Origin of the sequence: Alcaligenes faecalis (assembly GCF_002443155.1) — a bacterium.
Lineage (GTDB): Bacteria > Pseudomonadota > Gammaproteobacteria > Burkholderiales > Burkholderiaceae_B > Alcaligenes > Alcaligenes faecalis.
The window spans coordinates 3,722,302-3,739,625 of sequence record NZ_CP023667.1 but is presented as its reverse complement, the minus strand read 5'-3'; the positions used below and the strand labels follow the sequence as shown (position 1 = coordinate 3,739,625).

Here is a 17,324-nt window from a genome sequence, read left to right as displayed (position 1 = left end):
GTTAGAAAAAAAGAACTTTGGGCTGCGATCCTGTTTACAGGATCACTGCTGTCAAAGACCGTTGGAGCAGTTGGGCTGACTTGTCATCCAGGTGCTTAATCGGGGCAGAATGCCCCATCCAACGTAGACGGCGCCCGTGGAAGAATTCGTTATAGAACTCGTCCAGGTGCGCCGCATTCGGTTGATGTTGGGAAGCCTTCCCGACATCGTTTGAAGGAGTGTTCAACCGTGAGTCTCAATCGTGAAGAGAAAGCGGTAGTCATCGAAGAAGTCACTGCCGAACTGGCAAAGGCCCAATCGATCATTATCGCCGAGTACCGTGGTCTGGACGTCGCTTCTGCTACCGTATTGCGCAAAAAAGCGCGTGAGTCTGGCGTCTACCTGCGTGTTATGAAAAACACGCTGGTTCGTCGTTCGTTGGCAGGTACCTCGTTTGACGGTATCTCCAGCCAGCTCGTGGGTCCTCTGATGTACGCCATCAGTGAAGATCCCGTGGCTGCGGCGAAAGTCGTTGCAGATTTTGCCAAGACCAATGACAAATTGGTCATCATGGGCGGTGCGCTGCCCAATAGCGTTCTGAATGCTGATGGTGTTAAGGCTCTGGCCACAATGCCCTCGCGCGACGAACTGCTGGCGAAACTGCTGGGCACCATGCAAGCACCTATCGCTACTTTTGTGCGTACGCTTAACGAAGTTCCCACCAAGTTTGTTCGCGGCCTGGCGGCTGTGCGCGATCAGAAAGAAGCTGCGTAAGCAGTTTTCCTTCAGGAAACTTCGTCGTTGCGAACGACTACCAAACCTGGCATTTACCTAATATCTGGAGTTCTTAAAAATGGCTACTAAAGCTGAAATCCTTGACGCCATCGGCGCAATGTCCGTGCTCGAACTGTCCGAGCTGATCAAAGAAATGGAAGAAAAATTCGGTGTGTCGGCTGCTGCCGCCGCTGTTGCTGTTGCAGCTCCTGCTGCCGGTGGCGCTGCTGCTGCCGCTGAAGAGCAAACCGAATTCACCGTGTTCCTGGCTGACGTTGGCGCAAACAAAGTTAGCGTCATTAAAGTCGTGCGCGAAATCACCGGTCTGGGCCTGAAAGAAGCCAAAGACCTGGTTGACGGTGCTCCTAAGGCTGTTAAAGAAGGCTTGTCCAAAGCTGATGCTGAAGACGCTCAGAAGAAGCTGGAAGAAGCTGGCGCCAAGATCGAGCTCAAGTAAGAGTATCGATAGATGCCCGGGAATGCGTTTCAAGCCTTCCCGGGCTTTTGCGTTTCCAGAAAACCCATGATTTTTAATTAGTATTGTAGAAAGTCGGGTTTTTTAGAGTCGTAAACCAGGGCCGTGGTTGACGGTCCGTGTAACCCTTGAGTCGGAGTGCTCATGCCTTATTCGTACACCGAAAAAAAGCGCATACGCAAGAGCTTCGCCAAACGTGAAGACGTACAGCAGGTTCCTTACCTGTTGGCTACCCAGCTGCATTCTTTCAGAACCTTCTTGCAGAAGGACACGCTGCCTTCTCAGCGTAAGGTTGAAGGCTTGCAGGAAGCTTTCAGTTCCATATTTCCAATAGTAAGCCATAACCAAATGGCGCGGCTAGAGTTCGTGAGCTATACGCTCGGCGAGCCGGTGTTCGACGTCAAAGAGTGTCAACTTCGTGGTTTGACCTATGCCTCCCCCTTGCGGGCGAAGGTTCGTCTGGTCCTCATGGACCGCGAGGTGAGCAAGCCTACCGTCAAGGAAGTAAAAGAGCAAGAAGTCTACATGGGCGAAATGCCCCTGATGACTGATAACGGCTCTTTTGTGATCAACGGTACCGAACGAGTCATCGTGTCCCAGCTGCACCGTTCCCCCGGCGTGTTCTTCGAACACGACCGCGGTAAAACGCACAGCTCGGGCAAGTTGCTGTTCTCGGCGCGCGTGATTCCTTACCGTGGTTCCTGGCTGGACTTCGAGTTCGATCCCAAGGACATTCTGTTCTTCCGTATCGACCGTCGTCGCAAGATGCCCGTCACTATCTTGCTGAAGGCCATCGGCCTGACGCCAGAGCAGATCCTGGCCCACTTCTTCGAGTTCGACCACATCGAACTGCACCAGGAAGGTGGCAAGCTGCAATTCGTTCCAGAACACTGGAAGGGCGAGGTTGCCCGTTTCGACATTACCGACCGCGACGGTCGCGTACTGGTTGAAAAGGACAAGCGTATCAATGCCAAGCATTTGCGCGACCTGCAAGCAGCCAAGATCGAATACATTTCCATCCCGGAAGATTTCCTTCTGGGTCGTGTGCTGGCCAAGAACATCATCAACGCCGAAACCGGCGAAGTGATTGCCAACGCCAACGACGAAATCACCGAATCCATTCTGGCCGAAATGCGCGCAGCCAATGTGCGTGATTTCGAGACCCTGTACATCAATGAACTGGACCAGGGCGGTTTTATCTCCCTGACCCTGCGCACCGATGAAACAGCGGATTCCAATGCTGCCCGTATCGCGATCTATCGCATGATGCGTCCCGGCGAGCCACCAACCGAAGAAGCGGTTGAGGCCCTGTTCAACCGTCTGTTCTACAGCGAAGAGTCCTACGACCTGTCGCGTGTGGGGCGCATGAAGGTCAACAGCCGTCTGGGCCGTGGTGACAGCATCGAAGGCCCCATGACCCTGACCGACGAAGACATTCTGGACACCATTCAGGTGCTGGTGAGTCTGCGTAACGGCCGCGGTCAGATCGACGATATCGATCACCTGGGTAACCGTCGTGTTCGTTGCGTGGGCGAATTGGCCGAAAACCAGTTCCGCGCCGGACTGGTGCGTGTGGAACGTGCCGTCAAGGAACGTCTGGGCCAAGCCGAGACCGAAAACCTGATGCCGCACGATCTGATCAACTCCAAGCCCATCTCTGCGGCTGTCAAGGAGTTCTTCGGTTCCAGCCAGCTGTCGCAGTTTATGGACCAAACCAACCCGCTGTCCGAGATCACGCACAAGCGTCGTGTTTCGGCTCTGGGCCCTGGTGGTCTGACTCGTGAACGTGCGGGCTTTGAGGTGCGCGACGTGCACCCAACCCACTACGGTCGCGTGTGCCCGATTGAAACGCCTGAAGGTCCAAACATTGGTCTGATCAACTCCATGGCGCTGTACGCTCGTCTGAACGAGTACGGTTTCCTGGAAACGCCTTACCGCAAGATTGTTGACGGCAAGGTCAGTGAACAGATCGATTACCTGTCGGCGATTGAAGAAAGCAATTACGTCATCGCTCAGGCTAACGCCGAGCTGACTGAAGACGGTGCCTTTGCTGACGATCTGGTTGCCTGCCGTGAAGCGGGCGAAACCATGATGACTGCGCCAGAGAACATCCATTACATGGACGTGGCTCCTTCGCAGATCGTGTCTGTGGCTGCTTCGCTGATTCCGTTCCTGGAACACGATGACGCCAACCGAGCACTGATGGGCGCCAACATGCAGCGTCAGGCAGTTCCTTGCCTGCGCCCTGAGAAGCCTTTGGTCGGTACCGGTATCGAACGTACTGTTGCTGTTGACTCGGGTACAACCGTACAAGCCCGTCGTGGCGGTGTGGTGGTAGACGTTGACGCACAGCGCGTGGTTATTCGCGTGCACGATGACGAGAACGTGGCTGGCGAGGTCGGTGTAGATATCTACAACATGACCAAGTACACCCGTTCCAACCAGAACACCAACATCAACCAGCGTCCTATCGTCAAGCGTGGCGATATCGTGGCTCGTGGTGACGTGCTGGCTGACGGCGCATCGACTGACCTGGGCGAATTGGCTCTGGGTCAGAACATGCTGATCGCCTTTATGCCTTGGAACGGCTACAACTTCGAGGACTCGATTCTGATCTCCGAGAAGGTCGTGGCTGATGATCGCTACACTTCGGTTCACATCGAAGAGCTGACGGTTGTTGCCCGTGACACGAAGCTGGGACCTGAGGATATCACCCGCGATATCAGCAACCTGTCCGAAATTCAGCTGAACCGTCTGGACGATTCCGGCATTGTGTACATCGGCGCCGAAGTACGTGCCGACGACGTGCTGGTCGGTAAAGTGACACCCAAGGGTGAAACTCAGCTGACTCCGGAAGAAAAGCTGCTGCGCGCCATTTTTGGTGAAAAAGCCTCTGACGTTAAAGACACCTCCTTGCGCGTGCCTTCGGGCATGGTCGGTACGGTGATTGACGTTCAAGTCTTTACCCGTGAAGGTATCGAGCGTGACAAGCGTGCCCAGTCCATCATTGATGATGAACTGCGTCGCTACCGCCAGGACCTGAACGACCAGCTGCAAATCGTTGAAGACGACGCCTTTGACCGTGCCTTGAAGTTCCTGGTCGGCAAAACCGTCAACGGTGGTCCACGCAAGCTGCCCAAGGGCACCGAGCTGACCGCTGACTACCTGAACGATCTGGATCGCTGGCAGTGGTTCGACATCCGTCTGGCTGATGAGCAACACGCACTGGTGCTGGAGCACACCAAGGAATCCTTGGAGCAAAAGCGTCACCAGTTCGATCTGGCTTTTGAAGAAAAGCGCAAGAAGCTCACCCAAGGCGACGAGCTGCCTCCTGGCGTGCTGAAGATGGTCAAGGTTTACCTGGCTGTTAAGCGTCGTCTGCAGCCTGGTGACAAGATGGCCGGCCGTCACGGTAACAAGGGTGTGGTTTCCCGCATCGTTCCCGTGGAAGACATGCCGCACATGGCTGACGGTACCCCTGTGGACATCGTTCTGAACCCGCTGGGCGTGCCTTCGCGTATGAACGTGGGTCAGGTTCTGGAAGTTCACCTGGGTTGGGCTGCCAAGGGTATTGGCCACCGCATCAACGACATGATGCAAGAAGAAAAGAACGTGCAGGTTTCCGAACTGCGCGCGTTCCTGGACAAGGTCTATAACACTGCCGGCAAGAAGACTCGCATCAACGAGTTGACTGACGACGAAGTGATGAACATGGCCACCAACTTGCAGAAAGGTCTGCCATTGGCAACGCCAGTGTTCGACGGTGCAACCGAGCAGGAAATCGACCAGATGTTGCGTCTGGCCTATCCTGACGACATCGCCGAGAACCTGCAGCTGGCACCACACCGCACCCAGGTTCGCCTGTTTGACGGTCGTACCGGCGAAGCCTTTGAGCGTATGGTCACCGTAGGCTACATGCACTACCTGAAGCTGCATCACCTGGTCGATGACAAGATGCACGCTCGTTCCACCGGCCCATACTCGCTGGTTACTCAGCAGCCGCTGGGTGGTAAGGCGCAGTTCGGTGGTCAGCGTTTCGGGGAGATGGAAGTCTGGGCGCTGGAAGCGTATGGCGCCGCCTACACCCTGCAGGAAATGCTCACGGTTAAATCCGACGACATCGCTGGCCGTACCAAGGTCTACGAGAACATTGTCAAGGGTGACCACGTGATCGACGCCGGTATGCCGGAGTCCTTTAACGTTCTGGTCAAGGAAATCCGTTCCTTGTCCCTGGACATGGATTTGGAGCGTAAATAATGAAAGCGCTACTCGATCTCTTTAAACAAGTCACTCAGGACGAGCAGTTCGATGCCATCAAGATCGGCATCGCCTCGCCCGAGAAGATCCGGTCCTGGTCTTTCGGAGAAGTCCGCAAGCCAGAGACCATCAACTATCGCACGTTCAAACCCGAGCGCGATGGCCTGTTTTGCGCCAAGATTTTTGGTCCCATCAAGGACTACGAATGTCTGTGCGGCAAGTACAAGCGCCTGAAACATCGTGGCGTCATCTGCGAGAAGTGTGGCGTTGAAGTCACCGTCTCCAAGGTGCGTCGCGAGCGCATGGGTCACATTGAACTGGCCTGCCCGGTTGCTCACATCTGGTTCCTGAAGAGCCTGCCATCCCGTTTGGGCATGGTGCTGGACATGACCCTGCGTGACATCGAGCGCGTGCTGTACTTTGAAGCCTGGTGCGTGATCGAACCTGGTATGACTCCGCTCAAGCGCGGTCAGATCATGTCCGACGACGATTTCCTGGCCAAGACCGAAGAATACGGTGACGACTTCCACGCCCTGATGGGCGCGGAAGCCGTGCGCGAACTGCTGCGCACGATTGACATCGATCGCGAAGTCGAGCGCCTGCGTGCCGAACTGAAAGCCACAGGCTCGGATGCCAAGATCAAGAAGATCTCCAAGCGTCTGAAAGTACTGGAAGGCTTCCAGAAATCCGGCATCAAGCCAGACTGGATGATCATGGAAGTGCTGCCCGTGCTGCCACCGGACCTGCGTCCGCTGGTACCACTGGACGGCGGCCGCTTTGCGACTTCCGACCTGAACGATCTGTACCGCCGCGTTATCAACCGTAATAACCGTTTGAAGCGTCTGCTGGAACTGAAGGCTCCGGACATCATCCTGCGCAACGAAAAACGTATGCTGCAAGAGTCCGTGGACTCCTTGCTGGATAACGGTCGTCGCGGCAAGGCCATGACTGGCGCCAACAAGCGTCAACTGAAGTCCCTGGCCGACATGATCAAGGGCAAGAGCGGTCGTTTCCGTCAGAACCTGCTGGGCAAGCGCGTGGACTACTCCGGTCGTTCCGTGATTGTGGTGGGTCCTCAGCTGAAACTGCACCAGTGCGGTCTGCCCAAGCTGATGGCGCTGGAACTGTTCAAGCCTTTCATCTTCAACCGTCTGGAATTGATGGGTCTGGCTACGACCATCAAGGCAGCCAAGAAGTTGGTGGAAAGCCAGGAACCGGTGGTGTGGGACATCCTCGAAGAGGTGATCCGCGAGCATCCGGTCATGCTGAACCGTGCGCCTACGCTGCACCGTTTGGGTATTCAGGCTTTTGAACCGGTCCTGATCGAAGGTAAAGCGATTCAGCTGCACCCCCTGGTGTGTGCCGCCTTTAACGCTGACTTCGACGGTGACCAGATGGCCGTTCACGTGCCGCTGTCGCTGGAAGCCCAGCTGGAAGCGCGCACCCTGATGCTGGCCTCCAACAACGTGCTGTTCCCCGCCAACGGCGAACCATCCATCGTTCCTTCCCAGGATATCGTGTTGGGTCTGTACTATGCGACCCGCGAACTGGTCAATGGCAAGGGCGAAGGCTTGTTCATGGCCGATGTGGCTGAAGTCCAGCGTGCCTACGACAACAAGGAAGTCGAGCTGCAAACTCGTCTGACCGTCCGTATCGAAGAATTCGAGAAGGGCGAAGACGGTGAGTGGGTCAAGACCATCAAGCGTTACGAAACGACTGCTGGCCGTGCCTTGCTGTCCGAAATTCTGCCCAAGGGCATGCCATTCACCGCACTGAACCGTGCGCTGAAGAAGAAAGAAATTTCGCGTCTGATCAACCAGTCCTTCCGTCGCTGCGGCCTGCGTGCCACCGTGATTTTTGCGGACAAATTGATGCAGTCCGGTTTCCGTCTGGCAACACGTGGTGGTATTTCCATCGCGATGAACGACATGGTTGTGCCTGCCGTCAAGGAAAGCATCCTGGCTCAGGCAAGCAATGAAGTTAAAGAAATCGACAAGCAGTACTCGTCCGGTCTGGTGACCGCTCAGGAACGCTACAACAACGTGGTGGACATCTGGGGCAAGGCGGGTGACCGAGTCGGCAAGGCCATGATGGAGCAACTGGCTTCCGAGCCAGTGACCAACCGTTTTGGTGAAGAAGTACGTCAAGAGTCCTTCAACTCCATCTACATGATGGCGGACTCCGGTGCTCGTGGTTCGGCTGCACAGATTCGTCAGCTGGCCGGTATGCGTGGTCTGATGGCCAAGCCTGATGGCTCCATTATTGAAACGCCTATTACCGCGAACTTCCGTGAAGGTCTGAACGTACTGCAGTACTTTATTTCGACTCACGGTGCTCGTAAGGGTCTGGCTGATACGGCCTTGAAGACGGCTAACTCCGGTTACCTGACTCGTCGTCTGGTCGACGTGACGCAAGATCTGGTCATTACCGAAGACGATTGCGGTACCAAGGGCGGCTACACCATGAAAGCCATCCTGGATGGTGGTGAGGTTATCGAGCCCCTGCGCGATCTGATTCTGGGCCGTGTGGCCTCGACCGACATCGTCAACCCTGACAATCAGGAACTGGTTATCCCCGCCGGCACCTTGCTGAACGAGGACCTGGTCGACCTGATCGACAATCTGGGTATTGATGAAGTCAAGATCCGTACTCCGCTGACTTGCGAAACCCGTCACGGCTTGTGCGCAAGCTGCTACGGTCGCGATCTGGGTCGTGGTGTGCTGGTTAACCGTGGTGAAGCCATCGGTGTTATCGCTGCTCAGTCCATCGGTGAACCGGGTACCCAGCTGACCATGCGTACGTTCCACATTGGTGGTGCGGCTTCGCGTGCAGCGCTGGCCAGCTCGGTGGAAACCAAGACGGCTGGTACGGTCGGTTTTGAAATTGGTCTGCGCTATGTGACCAACGCCAAGGGCGAGCGTGTTGCGATCTCCCGTTCCGGTGAAATCGTCATTTTTGACGACAACCGCCGCGAGCGCGAACGTCACAAAGTGCCTTACGGCGCCACCATCACGGTGGGCGATGGCGATGCGATCAAGGCTGGCCAACGTCTGGCAAGCTGGGATCCGCTGACCCGTCCTATCGTGTCCGAGTACACCGGTACCGTTCGCTTCGAGAACATCGAAGAAGGCGTGACCGTGGCTCGTCAGGTGGACGAAGTGACCGGTCTGTCGACTCTGGTTGTGATCACTCCCAAGACACGTGGTGGCAAGATCACCATGCGTCCTCAGATCAAGCTGCTGAACGAGCAAGGTCAGGAGATCAAGATCGCGGGTACCGATCACATGGTCAATATCTCCTTCCCGGTAGGCGCGCTGATTACCGTTCGCGACGGCCAGCAAGTGTCCGTGGGTGAGATTCTGGCGCGTATTCCTCAGGAATCGCAAAAGACTCGGGATATTACCGGGGGTCTGCCACGTGTGGCCGAACTGTTCGAAGCTCGTTCGCCCAAGGACGCCGGTCTGCTGGCCGAAGTTACGGGTACGGTTTCCTTCGGTAAAGACACCAAGGGCAAACAGCGTCTGGTCATTACCGACCTGGACGGCGTCAGCCACGAGTTCCTGATTCCGAAGGAAAAACAGGTTCTGGCTCACGACGGTCAGGTGGTGAACAAGGGCGAGATGATTGTGGACGGCCCAGCCGATCCGCACGACATCCTGCGCTTGAAGGGTATCGAGAAGCTGGCCAACTACATTGTTAACGAAGTGCAGGACGTTTACCGTCTGCAAGGTGTGAAGATCAACGACAAGCACATTGAAGTGATTGTTCGTCAGATGCTGCGCCGCGTGAACATTGTGGATGCTGGTGATACCAACTTCATCACGGGTGAACAGGTTGAACGCTCCGAACTGCTGAACGAGAACGATCGCGTCCTGGCTGAAAACGGTATTCCAGCTACGTACGAAAACGTGCTGCTGGGTATTACCAAGGCCTCGCTGTCGACCGACTCCTTCATCTCGGCGGCTTCCTTCCAGGAAACCACCCGCGTGTTGACCGAAGCGGCCATCATGGGCAAAACCGACGATCTGCGTGGTCTGAAAGAAAACGTGATTGTGGGTCGTCTGATTCCTGCTGGTACCGGTATGGCCTTCCATTCCGCCCGCAAGGAAAAAGAAGCCTTTGAAGTGGCAGAGCGCAAAGCAGCCCGTGAACTGGAGAACCCGTTCGCATCGGCTCCTGAGCCTTCGGAAGATCCGGTCTTTGTGTCCGGTGCCTCCGAGCCCGAGCAGCAACCTGAAGCCCCAGAAGGCGATCAGGAATAAGCAAGATAGTCTGGTTTCCCCATCCTGGTTATCCAGGGTGGGTCCCCACCTTCAGGTAGGCGGACAAAACCAGATATTCCAGGCTTAAAAAAATCCCCACATGGCTATGCCACGTGGGGATTTTTTATGGCCGTCTGGCGGCTACAAGCGGATGTGCTTAGCTACCCAGCTTGATTTCGCCAGTCATAATGCTCCAGTGACCAGGGAAGGAGCAAAAGAAAGCGTAGTCTTCGCCTTCTTTCAGCTTGGAGACGTCAAACGTTACGGAGGTGCTTTCACCGCCGCCGACCACGTCAGTGTGGGCGATCACGCGCTCGTCACCGGCTTTAACGTAGTTGTTGTCCAGGCCGGCTTTCATTCCATCGGTAGCAACAGCGCTTTCATCGGATTTCTTCGAGATAACGACGTTGTGGCCCATGGCTGCTTTAGGCAGCTTGCCGGTGTGTTTCAGGTTGATCGTGAATTCCTTGCATGTCTTGTCAACAACGATGCTCTTGGTGTTGAACTGCATGGAGTCATTGCCTTCGATGGTAATGTCGCAAGCAGCAAAAGCAGGCACGCTGGCCAATCCAAGAACGGCTGTGAAAGCAAGTTTGGCAAACATTCTAGTAACTCCTCGAAAACTGACAAAAAAAGGAACGGGACACGGGGGTGTTGTTCCGGTCTTACAGCATAGACTGTAGCGCACTAAAGGTGCTTAACAAAACGTAGACCCGGACTATTTTACCGGCTTATGTTGCCCCGTCCGACCCCGCAAATGATTTGTTTTCTCATCGTTTGATATGGCTCTAACAGCCTCACTCTATCGCCTCTAGGGAGCTTGACGCCAGCGCAGAGCAGGTGTCGCTTTTCAGGGCGCCTCAGTCAGATGTTGGGCCACATTGAATAGCGCGGCGGTGGCAATCAGGCAGAGCAGCAGCCCACAGAGCTGTTCTATTCGCGGCAAGTGCTTTTGTATCCTCTGTTGCCAGCGAGGATGCCCGATCAGAACGGTAATGAACAAATCCCAGAGCAATACAATAAAAAACATCCACAGACCCAGCAGTATGTGCAGAACCGGACCTGCACGGCTGCTTGCCAGTACCGAGGCCAGGCTGGCGTAAAACAGGGCGTTTTTAGGGTTCAGCAGGCCGGAGAGCAAACCCATCAGAACATGATGCCACCAGCCGCCTGTAGAAGCGCCAGAGGCACTGATTCGTTGCTGGGCGTCGTGACGGGCCGCTTGCAGAAATTTCACGCCCAGGTACAGCAGATACAGGCCTCCAGCACCCTGAAGCAGCAAAAAGAGAGGGCTGCCGGTACTCATCCGTGTAAAACCCGTCAGCGCCAGGCTGATATATAGGCCGTTGGCCATGGCGACGCCTGCGCAAGCTCCGCTTGCTACCCAGCGGCCATGGGCCAAGGTGCTGCGTGCAATCAGGAAGAAATCGGGGCCGGGGGAAAGCAGGGCCAGGAAATGGGTGCTGGCGATCAGCAAGAACAGGGTCACGGCGGTCAATCCTGGAGAAAACCGCAGTGTGACGAGAAGGATAGGGCCCGTATTGAATGAAAGTGCACGCCCAAGGAGGGGCTGGGCGCTGGATGGTGTCTAGCCTCGGTATCGCCCTGGCGTGACGCCGGTGTAGTGCTTGAATACGCGTTGAAAATGGCTTTGATCCGCAAAGCCCAGACGATAGGCAATATCAGCCAGCTCATCACCTTGGAGCAAGGCATCACGGGCCAGGTTGACGCGCTGATTCAATTGCCAGCGCTGTGGCGTCAGACCAGTATGGCGGCGAAAGGCACGAATCAGCTGGTAGCGGCTAAAACCGGTTTCCTGAGCCAGTTCGTGCAGTGGGATAGTGGCTAACTGGCCTTTAACCCAGCGATCCAGGGTTTTCTGCAAAACGGGGCTAGGCGGGGGAGCGGGTGCCAAGGGCTGGGATTGGGCTGAGCCATGGTGAAGCAAAAAGTCGATCAGCGCTGCTTCTTTGCTCAGTACTGGAGCGGCTGAAAACAAGAGGGTGTTCAACTCACAGTAGGCTGCATAAAGCTCCGGTTCGTGACTAACACGGATAGGCTCCTGGGCCCCAAGCCTGAATCCCGTGCTTTCCTGCCAAAGCTGCTCCAGCCATGATGCATCCAGATGCAGCATCTGATAGCTCCAGGATTGATCCGGCAGAGGGTTGCAGGCGTGGCTACGGTGCGCGGGAACAAAGACCAGCGAGCCAGGTGCAAGCTGGACCGGGCCGCCGGGCGCGCCCGTAAAGACGCTGCCACCGCTATCAACGGCACCGATGGAGAAGGTCGGGTGACTGTGCTTCTGGTAGCAGATACGACTGTCGCAAGCGCGGCGGCTCTCGACATAGGGCAGGGCCTTGTCCCGCCAGAACTCAGCCTTCATCGGAAACATCAATGGTGCTCAGGGAAACGATAAAGGTACAGCCCTGTTCGTTGGTGCTGTCCAGGGCAATGTCGCCACCATGCTTGTTGATGACGGTTTTCACAAAAGCCAGACCCAGCCCGCTACCTGAAGGTGCACCGGCGGTGTTCTCATGGGCACGGTGATAGGGTTCGAAAATAGTTGCCTGATTTTCGATTGGAATACCCCAGCCCTGATCCTTGACGAATATCCGCACTGTTTTTTTATCCAGAACCAGCTCTATATCAATCTGGTTGCCATCCGGCCCATATTTGATAGCGTTCTGAATCAGGTTGGTAAAGGCACGGCGCAGCATGGGAGCGTTGCCGTTTACCCAGACCAGTTCCGAGTCATGCAGGTTCAGGCTGATGGAGCGTTTTCTGGCACTGGCCCAGGCATCGTCCATACAGTCTGCCAGCAGATCGGGCAGAGCCAGCGGGCTTAGCACCATCTCCATCGCTTCGGCTCGTGCCAGGCTGATGAAGTTATCGACCAGCTCCAGCGTTTGTTCGGCATAGTTTTCCATCTTGTGCAGGAACTGGTCGGGCGGCAGCTTGCTGTCATCCTGACGTTGCAGGCTGGCCAGAGCCAGGATGGAGTTCTGGGGGGCCCGCATATCGTGCGAGATAAAGCGCAGTGTTTCTTCACGCTTGGTTTGGGCCTGGCGCAGCAGATTGATGGATTTGTGCAGTTGGGTCAGACGATGAGGCAGGTTACGTGCACTCAAACCAGACAGCCGCTCGTTCAGCGCCGTTCTGACATCGGGGTATTCCAGCTGCAGCTTGTTCAGTTCTTCCGTGACCTGATTCAGGGCGGCTTCTTGACTGCGCCAATGCCAGAGCGGGTAGGCTAGCAGGACGGTAATCAGGCTGGCCAGGGGCGGAATCCACAGGTTGAAGCCATGCATGGCGATCCAGTTCACCAGCAAGATCGCAAAGACCAGCCCGATCAGGCTCAGCAAGGTGGCGCGTGGCGACAGATAGATCAGAACCTGACACGCCAGCAGGACTGGCAAGCAACTGGCCAGCGCAATAAACCAGGCTGGCGGTGTGCGCACCCATTGATTGCTGCGTACGGCCTGTAGGGTGTTGGCCAGAATCTCCACACCCGACATGCTGCTCATGCCAGCTTTGGATAATGGGGTTGGAAAGGTATCTCCCAGCCCACTGCCCCAGGCGCCGACCAGGACGTATTTGTCCTTGAAGAAAGAGGCCGGGATGTCCCCATTCAGTACATTGAAGTAAGGAACGGTCTGAAAGTGTCCACTGCGCCCCAGAAAAGGAATGTGCGGAATGTCAGTCTTGCTGGAGTCCAGGGCCTGCAAGGCCAGATCCATATCCCCGCCCGTCATTAACATTGCAATCGTAAAGTGCGGCAGCACGCGTTCCAAGGGAGTGACACGTTGCAGCGCGACACGGCGAACCACACCATCCGGGTCGGGTTCGATATTGATATATCCCGATGCTTTGGCCGCCTGGCTGAGCATGGGAATGGCGGTATGGACGATGTAGCGCTGCGGGTCATATACCAGCGGCAGGACTACACGCCCATGTTGCTGAATGGCTTGCGTTAGAGCGAGATCATCATCGGGATAGGCGGGATTGGGTTCCTGAAAGACCAGGTCTATGCCAACCGCACGGGCCTGTTCAAGACGGCCCAACAGCTGCGCGTGGTTGATACGCCGCCAGGGCCAGAAACCCAGATTGGCAATGCTGTAGTCGTCAATCGCGACGATGACAATGTCCGGGGGGGCGGCCTGTGGAATTGCCGCCGCCATGGTGAAGTCGTAAATCAGGTTGTTCAGCTTGCCCAGAGCGAAATCGTCACGCAGGGAACTGAACAACAAGGTCAGCAGCATCAGCAAGCCCGAGACCAGATGCCACTCTTTCCGAATCCGGTCGGAGAGTAGCTTGCTGTTTCTGGGGGCTGGGCTGCTCATGCCGTACGCCGTTTAGCTACTCGAATTGAGAGAGCAGGATTGGGTCGCCAAAATTGCTGACCACGGCCTGGCCATCCGAGCTGGTCAGGCTGGCTGCGCCTTCAAAGCTTTCGATCGTGTCCGGACCCATCAGACCGTGGCGGTCAATGGCACGTACGGTGACGTAGTAGGTGCCGGGGCGCGAGGCACCGAACTGAATGTCCGTATCGGTCGTGATGTCGCGCGACAGCAGCTTGGCGCCTTGCGGATCGGTGGAGGTCTGAACCAGATAGGCCTGGGCACCGGGTACAGCCTGAATCGTGCTGTTCCATTGACCGCCGCGACGCTCGGGGGTGGAGATTTGCGGGGCGGGCAACAAGGGCGCCAGTGCCATGATGTTGCCGTCTGTGCCCACCGCAGCCCCTTGATTCTGCTTCAGGGCAGTGGGGGTGCTGCGTTGCTGGGTGCCCAGTTCTGCGCGGCCTTCCAGCACTTCGCTGTGAGCCATGCCTTGCTGGGTGCGCACACGCAATTCGGTGCCCCGCACGCCGGTAATGCTGACAGGGGTACGGACTTCAAAGCGGCCCACGCCGGTTTTCTCCGGGGACACACGCGATTCCACGTCGCCATCATCCAGAGCGATGATCGAGTCGGTCAGGCCCGTGCCTTCAAAGGCACGCATGCGGGTCACGCTCAAGGAAGCCTGGGCGGGCACGCTCAGTTGGCTGCCGTCCTGCAGTTCCAGTGTCAGATAGCCGTTGCTGCCCGTGCGTATCAGGTCGCCTTCCTGCAAATGCGTGGTGCCTGCGCCCAGCGCTTGTCCGTTTACCAGAATCTGGCCGGTTTGGTGCGTGATGCGGGCGGGGGCGGCCACTTCCGGGATCATGCGAAACGGAATGTGCAGCTCTTTGCCAATGGGCAGGCGATAAGGGTCAGCCACCGCATTCAAGCGCTGGATTTCGGACCAGTTACGGCTCTGGCGTGTGTAAGTCTGGGAAATATCCAGCAAGGTGTCACCGGCCAGCACTTTGTAGATGAAGTTCTCGCCACGGGCGCCGGAAGGTTGGGCTGACACGACGCCACCCCAAATCAGGCCGCAAACAAGGGGGGCGGCGATACGCAAAGTAATCATAGAAGTCGGCTAGCTAGGGTCGGTCAAAAGTTCAAGGCGATAGCCCAGGGCGTAAGATGCCGTCAGGCGCACCCCGTTTTCGGGTCGCAACTGGAGTTTACGGCGTATGTTGGACAGGTGAGTGTCCAGCGTACGGGAGGTGGCCGGAATTTCCCGGTTCCAGACCGCGGAGCTTAAAACATCACGCGAGAACAGGCGGCCGGGGTTGCGAAACAGCAAAAGGGCCAGTTCAAATTCTTTGGGCGCCAGGGTGACGGGTTCCCCGTCCAGCACAATATGGCCTTGTTCAGGAAAGATATCGTAGCCCGCAAACGAAAAGCGGCTGTCCTGAGTGGCCGAGGTGCTCAGATCCATACGCCGGACAGCAGCATTGACGCGCGCAACCAGCTCTCCCTTGCGTACGGGCTTATTAATATAGTCGTCGGCTCCGGCCTGCAAACCCGTGACCAGATCCTCTTCCTGGGTACGGCTGGTCAGGAATATGACGGGCAGGGCATGGCCCAGTGTGGTGCGAACCCAACGCAACACATCCAGGCCGCTGACATCCGGCAGTTCCCAGTCCAGTAGCAATAAACCGAAATTATGTGGCTTGGCCAGTGCGGCCAGCAGGTCCTTTCCTTGATGAAAGGAGCGACACTCATAGCCAGCCTCGGTCAAGATCCGGGCAATCAGTTCAGCCTGGACGAGGTCGTCTTCCAGGGAAGCGATGATCATGGGTATTGTCCTTGTCGCAGAAGTGCAATAGCCCTGCAGTATAACGATATGTAGATAGCGAGTGACCAAGTGCTTCCATGCGTGTGCGGTGACAACGGGAAAGTGCTGGATCGGTGTCCAAATCGTTGACCTATAAGGGTTTACTGTGGTAAATTTTAGAGCTTACTTTAAGGATCCTTTGCCGGTACACCTTGCAGTAATTTGATGGCAGCCCTGAATTTAGGGGCTGCGGGCACTTTTTTAGTGCTTGAAATCAAGCCCAAGCCATGTGCAAGACCGCTCTTTTTCGTGTTTTATGGGGAGTGGTATTGCGCAATGCCGCTTCCGGTACAGGGTTTCAAAACCCGCCAACTGGACGGCGTTTTTCAAAACACATACGTCAACCAGTACGTAAAGTACGTTATAGGATACGTAAAGGTCATGCCAACCATTAGCCAGCTCGTGCGTAAACCGCGCGAAGTCAGCCGCGTTAGCAGCAAGAGCCCAGCGCTCGAGAACTGCCCACAGCGCCGCGGTGTTTGCACCCGTGTATACACCACGACCCCCAAAAAGCCTAACTCCGCTCTGCGTAAAGTCGCCAAAGTGCGTCTGACCAACGGCTTCGAAGTTATTTCTTACATCGGTGGTGAAGGCCACAACCTGCAAGAGCACTCGGTCGTTCTCGTCCGTGGTGGTCGTGTTAAAGATTTGCCAGGTGTGCGTTACCACATCGTTCGCGGTGCTCTTGACCTGCAAGGCGTCAAGGACCGTAAACAGTCCCGCTCCAAGTACGGCGCCAAGCGTCCCAAGTAATCCATGTATCCATCGATCAGTTCACTGATCTGGATCCGTGCAACCGTGGCCTGAGTGCCATGGTAGGTAAGTGGTCATTTGTCATGAATGACCGAGACCGCGAAAAGCGGTTCAACTGAATAGTCACAAGGAAATTAAAATGCCTCGCCGTCGCGAAGTACCCAAACGTGAAATCCTACCTGACCCAAAATTTGGCAGCGTTGAGCTGGCCAAATTCATGAACGTGGTCATGCTGTCCGGCAAGAAAGCTGTTGCCGAACGTATTGTTTATGGCGCGCTGGAACAAATTGCGCAGAAAACCGGCAAAGATCCGCTCGAAGTGTTTAATGCTGCCATCAATAATGTAAAACCTGTTGTTGAAGTCAAGAGCCGCCGTGTTGGTGGTGCTAACTACCAGGTTCCTGTCGAAGTGCGCCCTGTCCGTCGTCTGGCTCTGGCCATGCGCTGGATGCGCGAAGCCGCTAAAAAGCGCGGTGAAAAATCGATGGACTTGCGCCTGGCCGGCGAATTGTCCGATGCGGCCGAAGGCCGTGGCGGTGCAATGAAAAAGCGTGAAGACACGCACAAGATGGCCGATGCTAACAAAGCATTCAGCCATTTCCGTTGGTAATCTGAGGACA

The 17,324-nt window shown here is 56.1% G+C and carries 12 protein-coding genes; 6 read left to right on the top strand and 6 right to left on the bottom strand.

What is annotated here, in order from left to right; all coding sequences use genetic code 11:
- The first annotated feature begins 228 nt into the window (after positions 1 to 228).
- The 4 genes from rplJ (at position 229) to rpoC (ending at position 9,747) form a co-directional block, all read left to right on the top strand.
- Positions 229 to 753 carry a 50S ribosomal protein L10 gene (gene rplJ, locus CPY64_RS17355; RefSeq protein WP_042489513.1) on the top strand — a complete coding sequence of 175 codons (525 nt, stop codon included), beginning with the start codon at positions 229 to 231 and terminating at the stop codon, positions 751 to 753.
- Positions 754 to 832: 79 nt separating this feature from the next.
- On the top strand, positions 833 to 1,210 hold the full coding sequence (rplL, locus tag CPY64_RS17350) for a 50S ribosomal protein L7/L12 (RefSeq protein WP_003800851.1): 378 nt from the start codon (positions 833 to 835) through the stop codon (positions 1,208 to 1,210).
- Between the two features lie 162 nt (positions 1,211 to 1,372).
- A complete protein-coding gene (rpoB, locus tag CPY64_RS17345; RefSeq protein ID WP_042489510.1) occupies positions 1,373 to 5,485 on the top strand; it encodes a DNA-directed RNA polymerase subunit beta in 4,113 nt (1,370 codons plus the stop codon).
- Positions 5,485 to 9,747: a DNA-directed RNA polymerase subunit beta' gene (rpoC, locus tag CPY64_RS17340; protein WP_042489507.1), complete on the top strand. Its 4,263-nt coding sequence runs from the start codon at positions 5,485 to 5,487 to the stop codon at positions 9,745 to 9,747. The genes rpoB and rpoC overlap by 1 nt, the downstream gene beginning before the upstream one ends.
- A 157-nt stretch (positions 9,748 to 9,904) precedes the next feature.
- Here rpoC and azu read toward each other — a convergent pair whose 3' ends face one another.
- The 6 genes from azu to CPY64_RS17310 form a co-directional block, all read right to left on the bottom strand.
- On the bottom strand, positions 9,905 to 10,351 hold the full coding sequence (azu, locus tag CPY64_RS17335) for an azurin (RefSeq protein ID WP_042489505.1): 447 nt from the start codon (positions 10,349 to 10,351) through the stop codon (positions 9,905 to 9,907).
- Between the two features lie 246 nt (positions 10,352 to 10,597).
- Positions 10,598 to 11,236 (bottom strand): LysE family translocator, encoded by a 639-nt coding sequence (locus CPY64_RS17330; RefSeq protein ID WP_042489502.1) that lies wholly within the window; start codon positions 11,234 to 11,236, stop codon positions 10,598 to 10,600.
- Between the two features lie 99 nt (positions 11,237 to 11,335).
- Positions 11,336 to 12,139: a helix-turn-helix transcriptional regulator gene (locus CPY64_RS17325; RefSeq protein ID WP_042489499.1), complete on the bottom strand. Its 804-nt coding sequence runs from the start codon at positions 12,137 to 12,139 to the stop codon at positions 11,336 to 11,338.
- Positions 12,120 to 14,087, bottom strand: a complete 1,968-nt coding sequence (locus CPY64_RS17320; RefSeq protein WP_226791418.1) for a CHASE2 and HATPase_c domain-containing protein — start codon at positions 14,085 to 14,087, stop codon at positions 12,120 to 12,122. The genes CPY64_RS17325 and CPY64_RS17320 overlap by 20 nt, the downstream gene beginning before the upstream one ends.
- A gap of 16 nt (positions 14,088 to 14,103) precedes the next feature.
- Positions 14,104 to 15,198 (bottom strand): FecR family protein, encoded by a 1,095-nt coding sequence (locus CPY64_RS17315; RefSeq protein WP_042489496.1) that lies wholly within the window; start codon positions 15,196 to 15,198, stop codon positions 14,104 to 14,106.
- Positions 15,199 to 15,207: 9 nt separating this feature from the next.
- Positions 15,208 to 15,912, bottom strand: a complete 705-nt coding sequence (locus CPY64_RS17310) for a response regulator transcription factor (RefSeq protein ID WP_042489493.1) — start codon at positions 15,910 to 15,912, stop codon at positions 15,208 to 15,210.
- 420 nt (positions 15,913 to 16,332) lie between these two features.
- Between CPY64_RS17310 and rpsL the strand changes: the two genes are divergently transcribed.
- Positions 16,333 to 16,704: a 30S ribosomal protein S12 gene (rpsL, locus tag CPY64_RS17305; protein WP_042489490.1), complete on the top strand. Its 372-nt coding sequence runs from the start codon at positions 16,333 to 16,335 to the stop codon at positions 16,702 to 16,704.
- Between the two features lie 139 nt (positions 16,705 to 16,843).
- Positions 16,844 to 17,314: a 30S ribosomal protein S7 gene (rpsG, locus tag CPY64_RS17300; RefSeq protein WP_035269562.1), complete on the top strand. Its 471-nt coding sequence runs from the start codon at positions 16,844 to 16,846 to the stop codon at positions 17,312 to 17,314.
- Positions 17,315 to 17,324 lie beyond the last annotated feature (10 nt).

Excerpts from the sequence above, each read along its gene's own strand:
- rplL (WP_003800851.1), top strand. The coding sequence starts at position 833 with ATGGCTACTAAAGCTGAAATCCTTGACGCCATCGGCGCAATGTCCGTG.
- rpoB (WP_042489510.1), top strand. The coding sequence starts at position 1,373 with ATGCCTTATTCGTACACCGAAAAAAAGCGCATACGCAAGAGCTTCGCC.
- rpoC (WP_042489507.1), top strand. The coding sequence starts at position 5,485 with ATGAAAGCGCTACTCGATCTCTTTAAACAAGTCACTCAGGACGAGCAG.
- azu (WP_042489505.1), bottom strand. The coding sequence starts at position 10,351 with ATGTTTGCCAAACTTGCTTTCACAGCCGTTCTTGGATTGGCCAGCGTG.
- CPY64_RS17325 (WP_042489499.1), bottom strand. The coding sequence starts at position 12,139 with ATGTTTCCGATGAAGGCTGAGTTCTGGCGGGACAAGGCCCTGCCCTAT.
- CPY64_RS17320 (WP_226791418.1), bottom strand. The coding sequence starts at position 14,087 with ATGAGCAGCCCAGCCCCCAGAAACAGCAAGCTACTCTCCGACCGGATT.
- CPY64_RS17315 (WP_042489496.1), bottom strand. The coding sequence starts at position 15,198 with ATGATTACTTTGCGTATCGCCGCCCCCCTTGTTTGCGGCCTGATTTGG.
- CPY64_RS17310 (WP_042489493.1), bottom strand. The coding sequence starts at position 15,912 with ATGATCATCGCTTCCCTGGAAGACGACCTCGTCCAGGCTGAACTGATT.
- rpsL (WP_042489490.1), top strand. The coding sequence starts at position 16,333 with ATGCCAACCATTAGCCAGCTCGTGCGTAAACCGCGCGAAGTCAGCCGC.
- rpsG (WP_035269562.1), top strand. The coding sequence starts at position 16,844 with ATGCCTCGCCGTCGCGAAGTACCCAAACGTGAAATCCTACCTGACCCA.